Annotated in this window: 11 protein-coding genes, 1 pseudogene and 1 CRISPR repeat array; of the genes and pseudogenes, 8 read left to right on the top strand and 4 right to left on the bottom strand. The window is 37.2% G+C overall.

Annotation, left to right across the window (positions count from 1 at the left end):
* Positions 1 to 451 precede the first annotated feature (451 nt).
* A CRISPR array of direct repeats spans positions 452 to 4,050; the repeat unit is 36 nt; unit sequence GTTATAACTCCCCGAAATTCCTTGGTATGATATAAT.
* A gap of 66 nt (positions 4,051 to 4,116) precedes the next feature.
* The 4 genes from cas2 to AC0KSB_RS04815 all read right to left on the bottom strand — a co-directional run bounded on the left by cas2 (position 4,117) and on the right by AC0KSB_RS04815 (position 8,982).
* On the bottom strand, positions 4,117 to 4,437 hold the full coding sequence (gene cas2 / locus AC0KSB_RS04830) for a CRISPR-associated endonuclease Cas2 (RefSeq protein ID WP_472307084.1): 321 nt from the start codon (positions 4,435 to 4,437) through the stop codon (positions 4,117 to 4,119).
* Entirely contained in the window at positions 4,430 to 5,332 is a 903-nt protein-coding gene (cas1, locus tag AC0KSB_RS04825; protein ID WP_472307083.1) for a type II CRISPR-associated endonuclease Cas1, read from the bottom strand. The genes cas2 and cas1 overlap by 8 nt, the downstream gene beginning before the upstream one ends.
* Complete coding sequence (gene cas9, locus AC0KSB_RS04820; RefSeq protein WP_472307082.1) at positions 5,277 to 8,600, bottom strand: type II CRISPR RNA-guided endonuclease Cas9; 3,324 nt, start codon at positions 8,598 to 8,600, stop codon at positions 5,277 to 5,279. Before cas9 ends, cas1 begins: the two co-directional genes overlap by 56 nt.
* Positions 8,601 to 8,835: 235 nt before the next feature.
* Positions 8,836 to 8,982, bottom strand: coding sequence for a hypothetical protein (locus AC0KSB_RS04815; protein ID WP_472307081.1), 147 nt, complete (start codon positions 8,980 to 8,982; stop codon positions 8,836 to 8,838).
* 158 nt (positions 8,983 to 9,140) lie between these two features.
* Here AC0KSB_RS04815 and AC0KSB_RS04810 point away from each other — a divergent pair, with 158 nt between their 5' ends.
* The 8 genes and pseudogenes from AC0KSB_RS04810 to AC0KSB_RS04775 all read left to right on the top strand — a co-directional run bounded on the left by AC0KSB_RS04810 (position 9,141) and on the right by AC0KSB_RS04775 (position 18,815).
* Complete coding sequence (locus AC0KSB_RS04810) at positions 9,141 to 10,010, top strand: SAM hydrolase/SAM-dependent halogenase family protein (RefSeq protein WP_472307080.1); 870 nt, start codon at positions 9,141 to 9,143, stop codon at positions 10,008 to 10,010.
* Positions 10,011 to 10,136: 126 nt separating this feature from the next.
* The gene (locus AC0KSB_RS04805) at positions 10,137 to 10,706 is read left to right on the top strand and encodes an ECF-type riboflavin transporter substrate-binding protein (RefSeq protein WP_472307079.1); all 570 of its coding nucleotides are present in this window, start codon (positions 10,137 to 10,139) and stop codon (positions 10,704 to 10,706) included.
* Between the two features lie 147 nt (positions 10,707 to 10,853).
* The gene (locus tag AC0KSB_RS04800; protein ID WP_472307078.1) at positions 10,854 to 12,572 is read left to right on the top strand and encodes an ABC transporter ATP-binding protein; all 1,719 of its coding nucleotides are present in this window, start codon (positions 10,854 to 10,856) and stop codon (positions 12,570 to 12,572) included.
* 8 nt (positions 12,573 to 12,580) lie between these two features.
* Positions 12,581 to 13,405 (top strand): energy-coupling factor transporter transmembrane component T family protein, encoded by an 825-nt coding sequence (locus AC0KSB_RS04795; RefSeq protein WP_472307178.1) that lies wholly within the window; start codon positions 12,581 to 12,583, stop codon positions 13,403 to 13,405.
* Positions 13,406 to 13,460: 55 nt separating this feature from the next.
* A complete protein-coding gene (locus AC0KSB_RS04790) occupies positions 13,461 to 15,098 on the top strand; it encodes a glycoside hydrolase family 13 protein (RefSeq protein ID WP_472307077.1) in 1,638 nt (545 codons plus the stop codon).
* A pseudogene (locus tag AC0KSB_RS04785) lies at positions 15,095 to 16,978 on the top strand (alpha-galactosidase); the annotation flags it as partial. The gene AC0KSB_RS04790 and the pseudogene AC0KSB_RS04785, both read left to right, overlap by 4 nt.
* A gap of 24 nt (positions 16,979 to 17,002) precedes the next feature.
* Positions 17,003 to 17,461 (top strand): GH36 C-terminal domain-containing protein, encoded by a 459-nt coding sequence (locus AC0KSB_RS04780; protein ID WP_472307177.1) that lies wholly within the window; start codon positions 17,003 to 17,005, stop codon positions 17,459 to 17,461.
* Positions 17,442 to 18,815, top strand: a complete 1,374-nt coding sequence (locus AC0KSB_RS04775; RefSeq protein WP_472307076.1) for a glycoside-pentoside-hexuronide (GPH):cation symporter — start codon at positions 17,442 to 17,444, stop codon at positions 18,813 to 18,815. The genes AC0KSB_RS04780 and AC0KSB_RS04775 overlap by 20 nt, the downstream gene beginning before the upstream one ends.
* Positions 18,816 to 18,877: the final 62 nt, after the last annotated feature.

The raw sequence follows: 18,877 nt of genomic DNA, 5'->3' as shown, positions 1-18,877 counted from the left end.
TCTGGCGCCTGGTGCCAGATAAGATTATCGATTTAAATAGTCAAAGGTGCTGATATAAAAACACTTCAAAGGATTATTCTTATATCCTTGTCTGGTACTAAGTACCAGATAAGAATTATAATAAGAAGCCTGTATAAGCCTGCAAATAATGCATTTCTAGGCTTGAATTAAATTATATAGAGTGTCCCGCTTAGGCGATTAATCATAAAAAGTTCGTAGCATAGTCTTAAAACAATCGGTAGGCAGAGACATAAAATGTTCAATTTTATTTTAATTGTAAATATTACAGCATGCAGATTTGAAAAATGTGATTAATAATAGTTTTAAGTTATTATAATCTGAAATCATTCGTTTAAGAAAATTGAGTGGAGGTTAAAAGTGTTATTGTTCTGACTTCTTCACGAATTTCGTATGATACAATATAACTTGTTTCAATCCACGCCCTCGCAAGGTTATAACTCCCCGAAATTCCTTGGTATGATATAATTTGAGTTCAGGCAGTCCGCCGATTGATGTCGTTATAACTCCCCGAAATTCCTTGGTATGATATAATAAAAATATGGATATCAAGCGCGGGATTTTCGTTATAACTCCCCGAAATTCCTTGGTATGATATAATGAACGGACTGAATTTCTGATCTGTTTTGGTGTTATAACTCCCCGAAATTCCTTGGTATGATATAATAGAGATAAGGCTATAGCGGCGATTGAGAAAGTTATAACTCCCCGAAATTCCTTGGTATGATATAATGTCAGAGTCGGCAGCAAGGTTAAGGTTCGGGTTATAACTCCCCGAAATTCCTTGGTATGATATAATCGAATGCTTTAACTTTTTCCGTTCTGATTGGTTATAACTCCCCGAAATTCCTTGGTATGATATAATAACGATTACGAGCTTCTGGAACTTTTTGCGGTTATAACTCCCCGAAATTCCTTGGTATGATATAATGCACCTTGTTATCACTGCTGATATTGCCAAGTTATAACTCCCCGAAATTCCTTGGTATGATATAATTTAATTTTGAATTGCAAGTAACGTGTATTGGTTATAACTCCCCGAAATTCCTTGGTATGATATAATAAAACATCATTTTTTTTCATGATGTTTTTAGTTATAACTCCCCGAAATTCCTTGGTATGATATAATCAGTCGGCACATTTATCGCTCAGGCGCTCGGTTATAACTCCCCGAAATTCCTTGGTATGATATAATCTGGGCATAGATTCCAACACAATGGTTAAGGTTATAACTCCCCGAAATTCCTTGGTATGATATAATTCTTTTGCCAGTCTTATCGATCGTGTAAGTGTTATAACTCCCCGAAATTCCTTGGTATGATATAATTGTCATTGGGTCAGGCAAAGGTACATCTACGTTATAACTCCCCGAAATTCCTTGGTATGATATAATATGAGATATATCTTTACCGCAAACTTTTGCGTTATAACTCCCCGAAATTCCTTGGTATGATATAATCCGATTGTAAAACAAAAAATCAGATATTAAGTTATAACTCCCCGAAATTCCTTGGTATGATATAATCGAAGCCGCGCCGCTCAGGCCATCAGGCATGTTATAACTCCCCGAAATTCCTTGGTATGATATAATATCAAAGCAGCAAACCGGCACTGATCCGTTGTTATAACTCCCCGAAATTCCTTGGTATGATATAATAGAAAAGCGGTCTATCAACTAGCAATTCCAGTTATAACTCCCCGAAATTCCTTGGTATGATATAATTGTCTTTCCTGCTTTGGTCCTCGTTATGAGGTTATAACTCCCCGAAATTCCTTGGTATGATATAATTCATAGTCCGTATAGAGCCAGATTAACGCAGTTATAACTCCCCGAAATTCCTTGGTATGATATAATCAGCTTTCTTTTGATGAAGTTGATGTTTATGTTATAACTCCCCGAAATTCCTTGGTATGATATAATCAGAGAGCTTGGCAAGGAAGTTATTGAGATGTTATAACTCCCCGAAATTCCTTGGTATGATATAATCAACTATAGTTGGTCTCACTCTTCCAACAAGTTATAACTCCCCGAAATTCCTTGGTATGATATAATCAAGGAACAGAGCGAGCCACGCAGTCAGCAGTTATAACTCCCCGAAATTCCTTGGTATGATATAATGTCGATCGGGTCAGTGAAGCTACCGCCGATGTTATAACTCCCCGAAATTCCTTGGTATGATATAATATCTACTGCCATCATCACAGCAAAGGTCATGTTATAACTCCCCGAAATTCCTTGGTATGATATAATTAAAAATATTTTCATAAAACCCCCTAAAAAGTTATAACTCCCCGAAATTCCTTGGTATGATATAATCATTAGGGATTACACGAACACTCCAAGCAAGTTATAACTCCCCGAAATTCCTTGGTATGATATAATATTTAACGCTGGTACAAAATCAGTGTGCAGGTTATAACTCCCCGAAATTCCTTGGTATGATATAATTTTATCAACTTATTATAGTCGTCTGTGCCGGTTATAACTCCCCGAAATTCCTTGGTATGATATAATAATCAAATGAAGGCCTTGAAACAGCAATCAGTTATAACTCCCCGAAATTCCTTGGTATGATATAATTGGCAGGCAGTTCGGAAGGATGGTCAGGCAGTTATAACTCCCCGAAATTCCTTGGTATGATATAATTAGATTGTTCACAACCTCGTCCGAATTGGTGTTATAACTCCCCGAAATTCCTTGGTATGATATAATTACACAGATGAAGGCTTCGCCGCTTACTTTGTTATAACTCCCCGAAATTCCTTGGTATGATATAATCATGCTCGGCAGCGGTACTGTGACTGTCGGGTTATAACTCCCCGAAATTCCTTGGTATGATATAATAGTGCAGATAGTAGCAATCGTCGCAATAGTGTTATAACTCCCCGAAATTCCTTGGTATGATATAATATGTTCTTCTTGTTCAGCATGCCCAGCTCTGTTATAACTCCCCGAAATTCCTTGGTATGATATAATGTAAGGCGGCTGCACGCGGCCGGATTGGAGGTTATAACTCCCCGAAATTCCTTGGTATGATATAATGGGTGCCCTACTCAACCGGTGCCAGCACCAGTTATAACTCCCCGAAATTCCTTGGTATGATATAATTATGTAAAATTGTTTTGTTATCGGAACTAGTTATAACTCCCCGAAATTCCTTGGTATGATATAATTCTTTTAACATGCCTCTGGCCTGCCTGCTCGTTATAACTCCCCGAAATTCCTTGGTATGATATAATTCCTCACGTAAAAACCAAATCCGGCAAATTGTTATAACTCCCCGAAATTCCTTGGTATGATATAATTTAATGGAATTCTTAGAAGGCATTTAGAAAGTTATAACTCCCCGAAATTCCTTGGTATGATATAATAACAAAATCAAAATGGAGGACTATAAAAATGTTATAACTCCCCGAAATTCCTTGGTATGATATAATATTGTTGTACCTGGCAAAAAGAGTAGCAAAGTTATAACTCCCCGAAATTCCTTGGTATGATATAATTGTAAGCGGTAGCGCCGCCGACACCAGTAAGTTATAACTCCCCGAAATTCCTTGGTATGATATAATGAAAACGCCTTTGAAGCTTGCAATATAAACGTTATAACTCCCCGAAATTCCTTGGTATGATATAATAAATATGCTGGACGGTTTCGTCCGAATGCTGTTATAACTCCCCGAAATTCCTTGGTATGATATAATACAACCGTTAGGAGGATAGTTTAATGATCGGTTATAACTCCCCGAAATTCCTTGGTATGATATAATAATAAAATCAGCAGCCAGGAAGGATTTAATGTTATAACTCCCCGAAATTCCTTGGTATGATATAATGACAGCAGCTGACATGAGAACCAGATAAATGTTATAACTCCCCGAAATTCCTTGGTATGATATAATGGCGAAAATGGCGACATTAACATTTCTGGGGTTATAACTCCCCGAAATTCCTTGGTATGATATAATAGAAATATGGATATCAAGCGCGGAATTGTTGTTATAACTCCCCGAAATTCCTTGGTATGATATAATTGATGGGAGTGAAAAGCTTGGAAACACTTTGTTTACAGGCTTTTTTTCTTTTAAAAATGGAAAAATCTAGAATAAAGTTAGTTGCTCATAAACAAAAGGTGTGTCGCTTTCTGTTAAATCACCAACTAGAATCTCCATTGATTCGTATTGTCTCTCTGTAACTATTAGCAAACGAATAGAGCCGTTATCTGGCAGAGCTTTATAGAGTCTGTTTTTGTGCTTAGTAACAGCATCGGTGCCATTACATACCCTAGCATAGACAGAAAACTGCACCATATGATAGCCGTCTTTAATCAAAAATTTTCGAAAAGACGTAGCTATGCGGCGTTCTTTTTTTGTTTTTACTGGTAAGTCAAAAAATACTAATAATCTCATAAAACTATTCATATCTATGCATTTTTAATTCAATTAATTCTGGAAATTCGATAATTGATTCGTTGTTGCTAAAACAGCGAGTTAATTTTTTTATAACTATTTCTATAGCATATGAAATGCTTTGGCGTTGACCATTCATTACTATTTCATGGTTCAAAAGATTTAGTAGAGATGATTTCATCTCTGTGTTCATAGAATCATCTACAGAAATATTTTGCTTAACATATAGATCAACAATTGGTCTGAATGGTTCAATTAAATCATCTGCCAAATTGTATTGATTTAGATAATTATGATGATGTATTCCTATGTAAGGGGTGAATCCGTATGTACATAATGTTCGTGCTATATATGATCTTAATATTGCATAGCCATAGTTTAAGGCTGCATTTATGCAATTTGCGCTGTCACCTCTACAAAAAGTTTTTCCAAATAAACTGCGAAAATAAAAGGCTGCCGCCGTAGCTTCAACATTACTTGTATCACCAGATAATACTTTTTTAATTAGACTATATAAATAATCTGCTTTTTCTTGCATTTTACAAAGAGATAAACAGTTGCCTTGATTATATATTTTTGCAATTACTATCTTTTGCCATATTCTTTTTTTGCAAGGTTCGGTCATTTTCAATTGATCATTTAAAACACTTAAAGGTTTATTATGTTGAGCAAATGGAAGTAAAACACCACAAGGAAGGTGCTTTTCATCACAAAAAATAACAGACGAACCATTTTGCATAAGCTTGCTTATAGCAGGAATGGATATTTTGCCACCATGCTGCTCTATCAATAATATATCTATATCTTCAATTGGTATGTGATGATCCGAATCAGTATTTATTACTAATTGTTCATCCTTGGTTGATATCAGTGCAGGGCTTGCTATCATTACTTTCCTGTAAGACATATTCTCCTCCGTTTTTTTTGAACCCCTGTCTTTTTTCCTTACAGACTTTATAATAATTACCCAATACATCTACTTGGTATTTTTCAAGTCTTTCTAAAGTTTTAATGCCTAAACTTCCTTTTTTGTATGTACTATCATGATTTTCCACTGTTATAACTCCAGAAGATATATTTGCTTTAATAAAATAGAAAAAGCCTTTTTTAATGCTATGTTTAGGAGGTAAAGAACTGTTTTTGTTGGCTAATTCTAGTTCAATAGAAGTTTTGTGCTCAACAAATAATAAATCATTTGGGTAGACTGAAAAAATAAAATCTTTGTCGCTCATTTCTTTCCAGTCAAAGTAAGGTTTTTTTGAAATGACTGCTTTGTTTGGTAATTCGGGCTTTACAACATCAGATGTATATATCGGCACAAAATAATAACCTTCTTTATCTATATGGAAAATATCTATCCTGATCATACTGCCATTGTCGGCTACCGCGTTTTCTTCAAGAACAGGTACTGTGAGGGAGGATTTTTCCATGATTTTTACTTTTTTCACTAAAGGACCTGCGCTTCCGTCACTTTTGGGTTTGAAAAAAGGTTCAGCAAAAGCGTCTTTAGCACTACCTTTAAAAACTTTTAGTCTTTTTATTAAAGCTTCATAGAGCAATTTATCACTCTCTGGATTATAGTAGTTTAATATCTCTTCGGTTTTACTATCTAGTTTTAGATTACTCAAAGCCGTCTTAGTAATTGTATATCCGCAGTTGCTAAGTCTCGCACTACGATAGGTTTCTTTATGAGCTGCTCCTGTTACTTTTCTTCTAGGCATTCTAGATACAAAAACCGGTTTGATAGTTGACAAATCTATTCCTCTGTAATAGGGCAAGTTTAATTTGCTTAATAATTCAGAAGGGTTATTACTTGTTCTTGCAGTTAACTCATCTCTGAAACCGTTCCAGGGAGCTGGAAATTCCTTAAGGACCTCACCTTCCTTATCAACCTCATAACTTGTGCTATTATATTGAACATAGTATGATTCGCGAACATTATAATATCTAGATATTTCTTGGATCATTTTATCTGTTGTGCAAGCTACAACCAGAGCATCGACTGCATGATGTATATCACCATCTTCTCTTATTTTTTGAATTCCCCAACGTTTTCTTATGTGCGATGTAACTGCACCATTTACAGCTGTTACTCTTTTGTTTTTCCCTGTATGTGATTCCGCAAATAACAAGTTATGGCGTATGTAGTTATATAGAAATCTGGACATGGTTTTTGTATCCTGAAGATTTCTTTCTTTAAATTTATTTTTGTCTTCCTCACTTAATTCTTTTTTTAATAGATTTTGTTTTTTTCTTAAATTTTTTACAGTAGTATTAACATATACGATATATCTATCTTTTCTTTCACCTGTTAAATATTGTAATGGCAGGCGATTACCTTTTTGTCTATTTTCATTTGAAAGAACTAGCACTTTGTTTTTATAGGAATCATCAAAGCAGATGCTGTAAGGAATAATATGATCAACATCTGCGTAGCCCGCTTCAAACAAACGATTAATAGAAATTGGTTTTTGAGAATAAATACATTTGCCGTCTTGTTCTTGCCAAAGTTTTAGTTTGACTATATCAAGTCCAGTTGGGTTTAAATTCCCGAATTCGTTTTTAATTCTATCTTTTATTCTTTCGTTAAGTGCTCGGTTTTCTTCTTGAGATTTAATAATTTTGTTGCGCTCTTGGAAATCTTTGGACATTTCTCTTGCTAGTTCTATGTTTAGATATATTGGACTACAACCTTGTTCTCTTATAATGGCATTTATAACTTTTATTGTCCGTGATACCGCTCTTTTCACCACAGGACTTGTTATGCTTTCCATTGCATCTGTCGTACTAGGAAGAGTAAACCTTTTTTCCTTTCCACTGTCTTTTTTGAAATCATAGCCCACTTCTGAACAGGCTTTGTCGTATTCAAGACCAGTTTCAAGAAAAGGTATGATTTTATCACATGCCATTATGGAAAGATGTCCAAATTTGCTAAAGCTGCCTATTTCCAAAACTGCTGTGATTTCATAATCTGATAAATCATAATTCTTCAGATAATCTATAATGTTTTTATCTGTTTTATATGCAGAAAGTGCATAACCTATTGCGTTTTTTTGCTCTTTAGTCAAAGAAGTAATACGATCCTTACTAATCTTGTTGAGAGCTTTTCGAATTCTATGATAGGACTGCATCTGATTAAATTTTGTTTTCTTTTCGGAAATTTCGATACCATCATCATAGTTAACAAAATTAAAAACATAATTTGAGGACAAATTAAGCGCTTTTCTAATTTGATTGTAATTTAGATTTTCTTTGGTGTGTGCAAGTTCCCTTATCACCAATCTTTGTTCAGGTGTTAATTTAATATTATGTCCATTATCTATTAATCTTAGACTATTGATTTTTTGCAGGAGCGAAAATAATTCAAAGGAATAAGTTGCCTTGGCTGCACGTTTTTGATCTTTTTCAAATGTGCACGAACCAATCATTTTCTCAATTAGATTACCTGAATAGGGGCTGTTGCCACCTGGGCCTTCATCAAAAGGTCTTTGCCCCAGCATTATTTTAAGAAATTCAGAAATGAATTCAGCCTTTATTTTATTATTTCCTAATTCAACTTGCTTTTCACAAATCTTTTTGACTTCTTCTTCGGTCATTGATCTATGCACTGTTGAAAGGTAACTTTCAGCCTTGTTTCTTTTTTGGAATTTATATATATCATCTTTGTAGAACATTTCACCGACAGTTCTGTATTGTTTTTTAGCCATTAGCTTTTTATTTGCTTCTACAGCAGATAAAAGCTTTCCTGCTTCTTTATCTGATGATTCAGATTTTCTGTTTGATTTAAATCCTCGTCTTTTAGCAATATGCAGTAGGGCTCTCATTAAATCTGAATTGCTTATTCGCTTGTCAAGAGCAGACGCGCGTATTTTGTAAATATCACGATCGTTTTGATCGTATAAACTATCGATCTCTTCTTGAGAAAGTATATTGGCTGATACAATTAATTTTTTCAACCTTTCAATTCTGTGCTTCTTTCTTCTGATTCTTCGTCTTGCACTTCTAGCCTCTCTACGTGGTTCCGCTAAAGATGCACCTGTTTTAGGATTTTCTGCTTTAGTAAATGTATGAGACCCAAGACGGATTATTCCGCATGGTTCCTCAACGGAGTTTAATGCCACTACTGCATATCCTACTGATCCAATGCCAACATCTAAACCTATTGCATATTTCATCTTGAACCTCTGACGATTAAAATCGTAAAATGGAATCTAGCTTAAATTAATAAATTACATAACTTTATAAATAGATAACGCCTTGCTAATCGCAAGGCGTTAGAGCTTTGCGGTTTGTTTCCTTATTATAACAACCCGACAATCCCTTGGTATGGTATAAGCTCATAATTAAAATTATCATAAGTTTCCCTTTTTGTAAACACTGTAATTATAATGAAATGAATTTATATTATATCTATAATAATGTTTTAAAAAATAATGCATAATCAACAAATATAGTTACTACAAGTGATAAATTAACAACAAAAACAGCTTGCCAAAAAAATGCCAAAAAAACAATCTCTAAGACATAGGCTAGGTTTAGGCTTTTTTCCTCCCCCATATCCAAATCCTCACCATCATCACAAAAACAAATATAGGCATAAACCGATCCTATTGCTATAATGAATTAAAACAGAGCTTTTCTGTTTGAACTGTATTTTTTCCTATGACAATGTTGACTATTGATGCTTCTGCTTGGTGTTGGAGGTAGGTGGCCAAATGGATGTTTCTGAGAAAAAAGCTTTAGTTTTTCAGTCTGATTTTGGTATTAGTGATGGTGCCGTTTCTGCTATGTACGGGGTAGCGTTTTCCGTTGATCCAAATTTGAGAATTTATGATCTGACTCATGATATACCGCAGTACAACGTTTGGGAGGCGTCCTATCGTTTGATCCAGACTGTCCAGTTCTGGCCTCGGGGAACTGTTTTTGTATCTGTGGTTGATCCGGGGGTTGGTTCCAACAGGCGCAGTGTTGCGGTTGAGACTAAGACAGGTCAAATTATTGTTACACCGGATAATGGTACATTGACGCATATTATCCGAATGCTTGGACTTGAACAGGCAAGGCATGTAATAGAGGCTGAGAATCATTCTCCTTATGCTGAGCTTTCATATACATTTCATGGCAGAGATGTGTATGCTTATGTTGGCGCTCGTCTGGCTGCAGGAGTTAGCAAGCTGTCGGAGATAGGGCCTGAATTGCCTTTAGATTCTCTTGTGCAGTTAAATGTTGTCGAGCCGGCAAAAACAGGTGATAGTGTAAGTGGAACAATTGATGTTCTCGATGTCAGATTCGGCAGCTTATGGACAAATATTTCTTTGAATATGTTTAGGGAACTTAATATTCCTGTTGGCGGCCGTGTTGAGGTTGATATACAGCATGATACGAGAGCTGTTTATAAGAATTTTCTTGTTTATGCAAAATCTTTTGCGGATGTGAATGTTGGTGAATCACTGGTTTATCTTAATTCATTGAGTAATATGGCGGTTGCTATTAATCAGGGTTCTTTTGCTCAGGCTTATAGTATAGGTACAGGTACAAACTGGAAAATCACTATGAGACGTGCTCCTAAATTGGTATATGATTGAGTTGGGGGAGATATTGTTTTCAAAGATAAACGGCTGTCTGGCTCTGCGGCTGTTTGTCTTTTTGAATAAAAAATAATAAGACAACGGTTGAAATGAAGTTTTTGCTTATTTCTAAGGAGGGCAACCATGAAAAACAAAATTTTTAGTATCCGTACAGTAGTCGCCATTGGTATTGGAGCGGCAATATTTTTTGTCTTAATGAGATTTGTTGCTGTACCGTCAGGTGTTCCCAATACTAATCTTAATCTTGCTATTGGTATTCTGGCTTTGTTCTCAGCAATTTTCGGGCCGATTGCCGGATTGCTTATTGGTCTGATTGGCCACGCTCTGACTGACCTTACCTGGGGATTTGGTATCTGGTGGAGCTGGGTTATTTCTTCTGCCTGCTTTGGATTTATTGTTGGTGTTTTCTACCGTCTTTATAAAATAGAAGAAGGTCGTTTTAATGCCAGACAGATTATTGGTTTTAATGTTGTTCAGATCATTGCTAATCTTGTAGTCTGGGTTGGGGTTGCTCCATCGCTTGATATCCTGATGTACAAGGAGCCTGCTGAAAAGGTTTATTTGCAGGGACTTGTTGCCGCAGGCCTTAATATAGCCGTGGTACTTATTGTTGGAACCTTGCTGGCTTTAGGTTATTCCAAAACAAGAACCCAAGAAGGTTCGCTGACAGAAGATGCGGATGAAAGCAACTAAACAGATCTGGCGAATTTATAACTGCATGTGCAAAAATTTGCATTTGCTGTTTTTGCAGAAAAGAGCCGTTGTTAAACGTCAGGTCAGTAAGTATGACCTGACGTTTGCTATAATATTTAACCAAAATATTTAATCAAGGGGTTGTAAATGATAGATTCCAGTCTGGTTTTTAAGGATTTTAGCTTCAAATACCGCAGTCAGTCTGAGCCTACTTTGTATGATATTAATCTTGATATCAAAGTGGGAGAAAAGATTCTGATTGTGGGGCCTTCAGGTTCCGGCAAATCAACGCTTGCGCATTGTATTAACGGTTTGATCCCTCATGCTTTTAAGGGTAAATGCCAGGGAGAGTTAACAATTTCTGGTGATAATGCTTTGTCTAAAGGTATTTTTGATATTTCTAAACTTGTCGGAACAGTTCTTCAGGATCCTGATGGTCAATTTGTCGGCTTAAGTGCTGGTGAAGACATTGCTTTTGTACTGGAAAATGATTGTGTGCCGCAGCCTGAAATGAGACAGCGTGTACTGGAAGTTTCAAATCTGGTTGAGATTGAAAGCCAGCTTCATAAAGCTCCTCAGGATTTATCAGGTGGTCAGAAACAACGTGTCTCAGTTGCAGGTGTGCTGATTGATGAAGTGGATATTCTTCTGTTTGATGAACCTTTAGCCAATCTGGATCCTCAAGCCGGTACGCATGCGATTGATCTGATTGATATGCTGCACAAGAAAACTGATAAAACTATTGTTATCATAGAGCATCGTTTAGAAGATGTTCTTTTTCGCAGTGTTGATAGAATTGTTGTTGTACATAAAGGACGTATTATTGCAGATGAATCGCCTGATAAACTGCTTGAGGGCAATCTGTTAAGAGAAATCGGCATAAGAGAACCGCTATATCTTACTGCTTTACGTTATTCAGGTGCCGAAATCACAAAAGAGATAAGACCTGAGAATGTAAATTTTCTGGAATTGTCTGTTGCTGGCGAAAAATTAAAGAAATGGGATGTCGGTCTCCCTCCTTCTCCTGAGAAAAAAAAGCTTGAGCCTCTTCTTGAAGTAGAAAATATCAGCTTTTTCTATCCGCAGGATTTACGGCAAAAGCTTGTTGTTGATGATATATCTTTTGCTATCGGTAAAGGTGAGGCGGTTAGCCTTGTAGGGCGAAATGGAGCCGGTAAATCGACTCTGGCTAAATTGATCTGTGGTTTTGAAAAACCTCAGAAAGGTAGTTTGAAGTATTGCGGACAGGATATGATGACAGATTCAATTAAGGAACGTGCTGAAAAAATCGGCTATATAATGCAAAATCCCAATCAGATGATTTCTTTGCCGATGATTTATGATGAAGTTGCTTTGGGGTTACGTGTTCGCGAAGTACCGGAGGAAGAGGTCAGGGAACGTGTTGACCAGACATTGAAGGTTTGTGGTTTGTATCCTTTTAGGAAATGGCCTGTAAGTGCTCTTAGTTTTGGTCAGAAAAAAAGACTTACCATTGCGTCAATTCTGGTATTAAAACCACAGCTTTTGATTTTGGATGAGCCTACGGCAGGTCAGGATTTTTATCATTATACTCAGATCATGGAATTTTTACTTGAATTGAATAGGGAAATAGGGCTTAGCCTTTTAATGATAACGCATGATATGCATTTGATGCTTGAATATACTACAAGAGCGATTGTAATTTCTGATTCCGTTAAACTTGCTGATGATACACCTGCGAATGTTCTTACAGATGATGCCCTGATTCAGGCTGCCAGTCTTAAAAGGACTTCTCTTTATGATCTGGCAATTCGTTGCAATCTTGATGATCCAAGGGGGTTTGTGCAGCGGTTTATTCATTTTGACAGGGAGGTGCGTGAGAATTGAGTAATTTGATGCTATCTTATATAGATCGTAAATCTCCTGTTCACACACTTAGCGGTGCTACAAAATTTGCTTTCTTTTTCTTGTGGGCCATTCTTGCCATGACAACATATGATGCCAGAATTTTACTTGTGATGGCAGTAATAGGCATTACGGCTTTTTTCGTTTCCAAAACAAAAATTTCTGAGATATCCTTTATCTTTAAGCTGCTTCTGGTATTTATGGGGCTTAATCTGCTGGCGATTTATTTATTTGCACCGGAACAAGGTGTTGCTATTTATGGTACGAGAAATATTATTTGGGATGGTATAGGACGTTATACGCTGACTGCTGAGCAGATATATTATCAGGGGAATATTTTTCTCAAATATTGTGTTGTGGTGCCTATAGCTATTCTGGTTATTGTGACTACACATCCAAGTGAATTTGCGTCTTCTCTAAATAAGATAGGAGTTAATTATTCGATCGCTTACGCCATAAGCCTTACCTTGAGATATATACCTGATGTTCAGCGTGATTATCAGGATATTTCTAAAGCGCAGCAGGCAAGGGGGATTGAGCTTTCGGGTAAGGTTGCCTGGTATAAGAGGGTCAAGGGTTCTGCAGCAATTCTGATGCCTTTGGTATTCTCGTCGCTGGAAAGAATCGATCTTATCAGTAATGCGATGGAACTTAGAGGATTTGGTAAAAAGAAGAAAAGAACATGGTATTCGGGACGCCCTTTTACCAGAGTAGATGCTTTTATTATGATCCTGACAATAATTTTGTTTGCTCTTGGCATGTGGCTGACTTTTCGCACAGGTACACGTTTTCATAATCCTTTTATAGACTGGTAGTTATGGTAACTGGTTCAACATAAATAATGATTGCAGCAGACTGAGAGGTGTTATCATGAAATCGGATGTTCAGAATTTGAAATGGTGGCAAAATGAGGTTGTATATCAGATATACCCCAGGAGTTTCCAGGATAGCAATGGAGATGGAGTAGGGGATATTCCCGGCATTATCAGTCGCCTTGATTATCTTAAAAGTCTGGGAGTAGGCGTTATCTGGCTGTCTCCGGTTTATAAATCTCCACAGGTTGATTGTGGTTATGATATTAGTGATTATTGCGATATTCATGAAGAATACGGCACTATGGAAGATATGGATGAATTGATCAGGCAGGCTGGTATGCGTGGTATCAGGATAATAATGGATCTGGTTATCAATCATACGTCCGACCAGCATGAGTGGTTTCAGCAAAGCAGAAATCCAGATAGCCCATATCGTGATTATTATATTTGGCGAGAGGGGAAAGAGAACAATAAGCCGCCGAATAACTGGACAAGTTTTTTCGGTGAGGATTGCTGGGTTTATGACGATAAAAGCGGTCAGTATTATTTGCATCTTTTTGCCAAAGGTCAACCTGACCTCAATTATAATCATCCGCCTGTTCTTGAAGAAATAAAGAAAATAATGCGTTTTTGGCTCGATCGTGGGATTGCAGGATTCCGCTGCGATGTCATTAATGTAATTTATAAAGACTCTCTTGAAGATGGGCGTAAACGCTTTATTCTTACGGGGAATGAACACTATATATCCAGACCGGGAACCCATGAGATTCTTCGCAAATTACGCCAAGATGTTTTGAGTGACTATGATTGTTTTACAGTTGGGGAGACCGTTTTTGTAACCCTTTCAATGGGAAAAGAATTATGCGATCCGGAGCGGGAAGAGCTGGATATGATATTTTCCTTTGAACATATGGATAGCGATCATTTTATTGTTAAATGGTTTAAGCGTAAATTCAACCCGGCGCGTTTTGGTAAAATAATCAATCGTTGGCAACAGGCTTTGTACTGGCCTGCTAATTATCTGGAAAATCATGATCAACCAAGAAGTGTTTCTCGTTTTGGCAATGATGGCAGATATTGGCGTGAATCTGCTACCATGCTGGCTGTCTTGTTATTAACACAAAGAGGTACTCCTTTTATTTATCAGGGTGAAGAAATAGGTATGACTAATTTTGATTTTACTTCTCTGGAGCAGCTTCAAGATGTTGAGTCTCATAATATAGACAGGCTGGCACGTAAATTATATTTCCCGGCTGGTTTGCGCTGGAAAATGATGCAAAGAAGCAGCAGAGACAATGCCAGAACACCAATGCAATGGTCGGAAGAGCCTTTTGCCGGATTTAGCAAAAAAAGACCCTGGCTGGGAATAAACAATAATTACCATAAGATTAATATGCAAAAGCAGGATAAAGATCCTGATTCGGTATTGAATTTCTATCGTTGCATGATAAATCTGCGGCGGGAACATCCGGCATTGCTGCATGGTAGTTTTAATTTGCTTGAAGCAAAGAAAAGTCACATTGTGTATGAACGTAAATCCGGTAGTGAAACAATGTTGATTCTTCTTAGTTTTTCGTCTAAAAAAATAAGGCTTCAGCATCGTGGTGATTTGATTGTGTCTAATTATGGCAGGCAGACTTTTGACGGTATATTAAAACCTTATGAGGCAATTGTGCTGGAGATAATAAAATGATTGAAGCGATTGATAATACTTTTTACCTGAACACTAATAATACCAGTTATATTTTCAAAATATCGTCGTTTGGACATCCGGAGCATGTCTATTATGGTGAAAAATTACCGGTTAAATGTGATATTAATTCTCTTGTTTTCAAACGTACGGCTGTTACGGGTGGTTCTGTTCTTTATGATGAAAGTGATGAAACATATTCACTCGATGCTCTTGCTCTTGAATGGGCTGGCACAGGTAAAGGTGATTTCAGGCATAGTCCGATAGAATTAAAAATGCCGGATGGCACGTTTGTCTGCGACTTTGTTTTTGACAGTTATGTCACGGGCGAAGGCGTTTTGCCGATGCAAAACCTTCCTTGCGCGCATAATAGTCATGATAATAATGTGCAATATCTGGAAATCACTTTGAAAGAAGTTCTTTACGAAATAGAACTCAAAATTATTTATACGGTTTTTGCCGACTGTGATGTGATTACACGTAGAATTGTTCTTGTAAATAAAATGGGCAGAATTATCGAAATCCGCAGGCTGATGAGTCTTATGCTAGACATGCCTGATAGGAATTTTTCTCTCACTACTTTGCATGGCAGCTGGATTAGGGAAGGGCAGCGGCAAAAACAGCTTTTGCCTGTTGGTGTTACAATACGTGAAAGCCTGACTGGAAATTCAAGTCATCGTCATAATCCTGCTTTTGCTTTATCCGAGCAAGGTACAGATGAACTATGTGGTAGAGTATATGGCTTCAATCTTGTTTATAGCGGTAATCATTATGAGGCTGTTGAGAAAAATGAGTTCGGTCTTGTAAGATTAATGAGCGGTATCAATCCTTATTGTTTTGACTGGCAGCTTTCTGATGGTAGTTTTGAAACACCTGAGGCTGTAATGACTTTTAGCAATCAAGGATTTAATGGCATGAGTGCTAATTTTCATAATTTTATTCATAATCACATTATCCCGCCTTTGTGGCGTTATAAAGAAAGGCCTGTTCTAGCAAATAGTTGGGAAGCACATTAATTTGATTTTGATCAGCGTAGATTATTGCGCCTGGCCAGGCAAGCTGCTAATTTAGGGGTCGAATTATTTGTTCTTGATGATGGCTGGTTTGGTAAAAGAGATAATGATCGTGCCGGGCTGGGAGATTATAATGTAAACCGTAAAAAATTCCCGTCAGGGCTACCTGCTTTTGCTGCCAAGTTAGCAAAGATGGGATTGAAATTTGGCTTGTGGTTTGAGCCTGAAATGATCAATCCCGATAGTGATCTCTATCGGCTTCATCCTGAATATGCTGTTCAGCTGCCGGGTCGCAAAGCTGCTTTAGGCAGACATCAGCTAGTACTGGATCTTTGCCGAAGTGATGTGCGTGATTATATTGTTGAGTCTGTTGGCAGTATACTTGATGAATCTTCAGTCAGTTATGTCAAATGGGATATGAATCGTCATATGAGCGATGTTTATTCTGCGCTTCTTTCAAATCAGGGAGAATTCTATCACCGCTATTGTATAGGCCTATATGATATTTTAAAACGTATTTTTGCTAAAAGACCAGAGATTTTGCTTGAGAGCTGTTCTAGTGGCGGCAATCGTTTTGATCTTGGCATGCTCTGCTTTTCTCCTCAAATCTGGGCATCAGACAATATAGACCCTATTGAAAGACTGGAAATACAAAGTGGACTTTCCATGTTCTATCCTCTTTCTGCAATAGGTTCGCATGTTGCAGATTCACCTCATTCACAGACTTTGAGGCAGACATCATTGGCAACCCGTTTTCAGGTTGCTGCTTTTGGTTGTCTTGGCTATGAGTTTAATCTCAATTTCCTTAATCGTTTGCAAAAAAGAGAAGTTAAAGAGCAGATTGAGTTTTACAAAAAATATCGCAAGGTTTTTCAGTTTGGCAAGTTTTACAGATTGCCGGCACAAAAAGAGAATAAAGTTCACTGGCAGGTAGTTTCTTCAGATCTTTCTTGTGCCGTTGCCGGGTTTTATCAAAAACGTATGGAAGCAGCAGAAGGATACGATAGTTTGCCTATAGTAGGACTGGATGAAGAAAAAATGTATGTCGTAGAGACCAGGCCGCTGCGTTTATCGATTGAACGTTTCGGCAGTCTGATAAATCATCTTTTGCCCATAAATATTAATCCGGTTAATCCTTTGGTTCGATTGGCAGGGAAGATTTATACTCTTCCAGACTGTGTAGAAACATACACGGCAAAAGGCTGTCAACTGCATAGAGGAATAATGCTCAACAACCAGTATATGGGTACAGGTTATAGCGATCGAATTCGAATGTTGGGAGATTTTGGTTCACATTTGTATCTAATTAACGAAAAAGATGGAGGACATGCCAATGAACAAGCAGAGGGATAGCAGAAACAGAATAACTTTCAGTCTTGGGACAATTGGACGCGATATGCTCTATAGTCTGGTTAGCATGTACCTGATATTTTATCTGACCGATATTTTAAGGGTCAGCAGCAGTACTTTATGGTGGGTTACGGGCATTATTCTTGCCGCAAGAGTTTTTGATGCTCTGAATGATCCGATTATGGGTACGATTGTAGATAATACAAAAGGTCGTTTTGGCAAATTCAAGCCCTGGATATTTTCCGGAGCACTTGTATCGGGCATATTTACAATACTTTTATTCACCGATATAGGTATAGGTGGAACCGGTTTTATTGTTACTTTCGCAATTATTTATGTAGGCTGGGGAATAAGTTTTACAGTTAATGATATTGCTTACTGGTCAATGCTGCCTTCATTATCTATGGATCAAAAAGTAAGAGAAAAGATAGGTGCTACGGCCAGAATTTGTGCCAACATAGGTTTGTTTACTGTTGTAGCAGGTATAGTTCCAATAACTGCTGCACTGGGAGAACTGTTTGGTAATATGCGTCAGGCTTACTTTGTTTTTGCCATAATGGTTGTTGTAATTATGTGGGGCGGACAGATGATTACCTTGCTCGGTGTAAAAGAGCCGCGCAATATTTTTAAAACACAAGAAACTACCACGCTCAAGGGCATGGTTATGGCGATCGTAAAAAATGACCAGCTGCTATTTACTGCTATCTCGATGGCCTTGTTTATGATTGGTTATATGACCACTACCGGTTTTGGTTTGTATTTCTTCAAATACGCTTATGGAGATGAAGGGATGTATGCAATTTTTGCTGTTATTCTAGGCATCGCTCAGATTACGGCTCTTTCTCTTTTCCCTTTGTTTTCAAAGCACTTTTCGCGCAAAAAACTTTATCAGGGTGCAACTGTTTTTGTTGTTCTAGGATATATTATTTTCTTTTTCTCTCCTATGAATATGATCTTTATTGGACTGGCAGGACTTCTTCTATTCATGGGACAGGCCTTTATTCAGCTTCTGATGCTGGTTTTCCTTGCTGATACTATTGAGTATGGACAATGGAAGCTAGGCAAAAGAAATGATAGTGTTTCGTTTTCCCTGCAACCATTCATTAATAAGATGGGTGGAGCTATAGCCAGTGGAATCACAGGTGCTACCGTAATTATATCTGGTATTAATGAAGCTGAAACTGCTGCGGAGGTAACAGAACAGGGTCTTCTAATCATGAAAGCGGCCATGCTTGTGTTGCCATTGGTTTTTATAGTTGCCGGTTATCTGGTATATCATTTTAAGTTTAAGATAGATAAAGAATTTTTCGAAAAAATTGTGAGTGACCTCAAAAAAAGAGGAGAAATTAAAGATTAATTATTATATAAAGATTATATAAATGCCTGCCTCTGTTATTTTAACAGGGGAAGCAAGACTGA

The sequence above is a fragment of the Ercella succinigenes genome (assembly GCF_900002895.1).
This window is presented reverse-complemented; position numbering and strand designations above follow the sequence as displayed.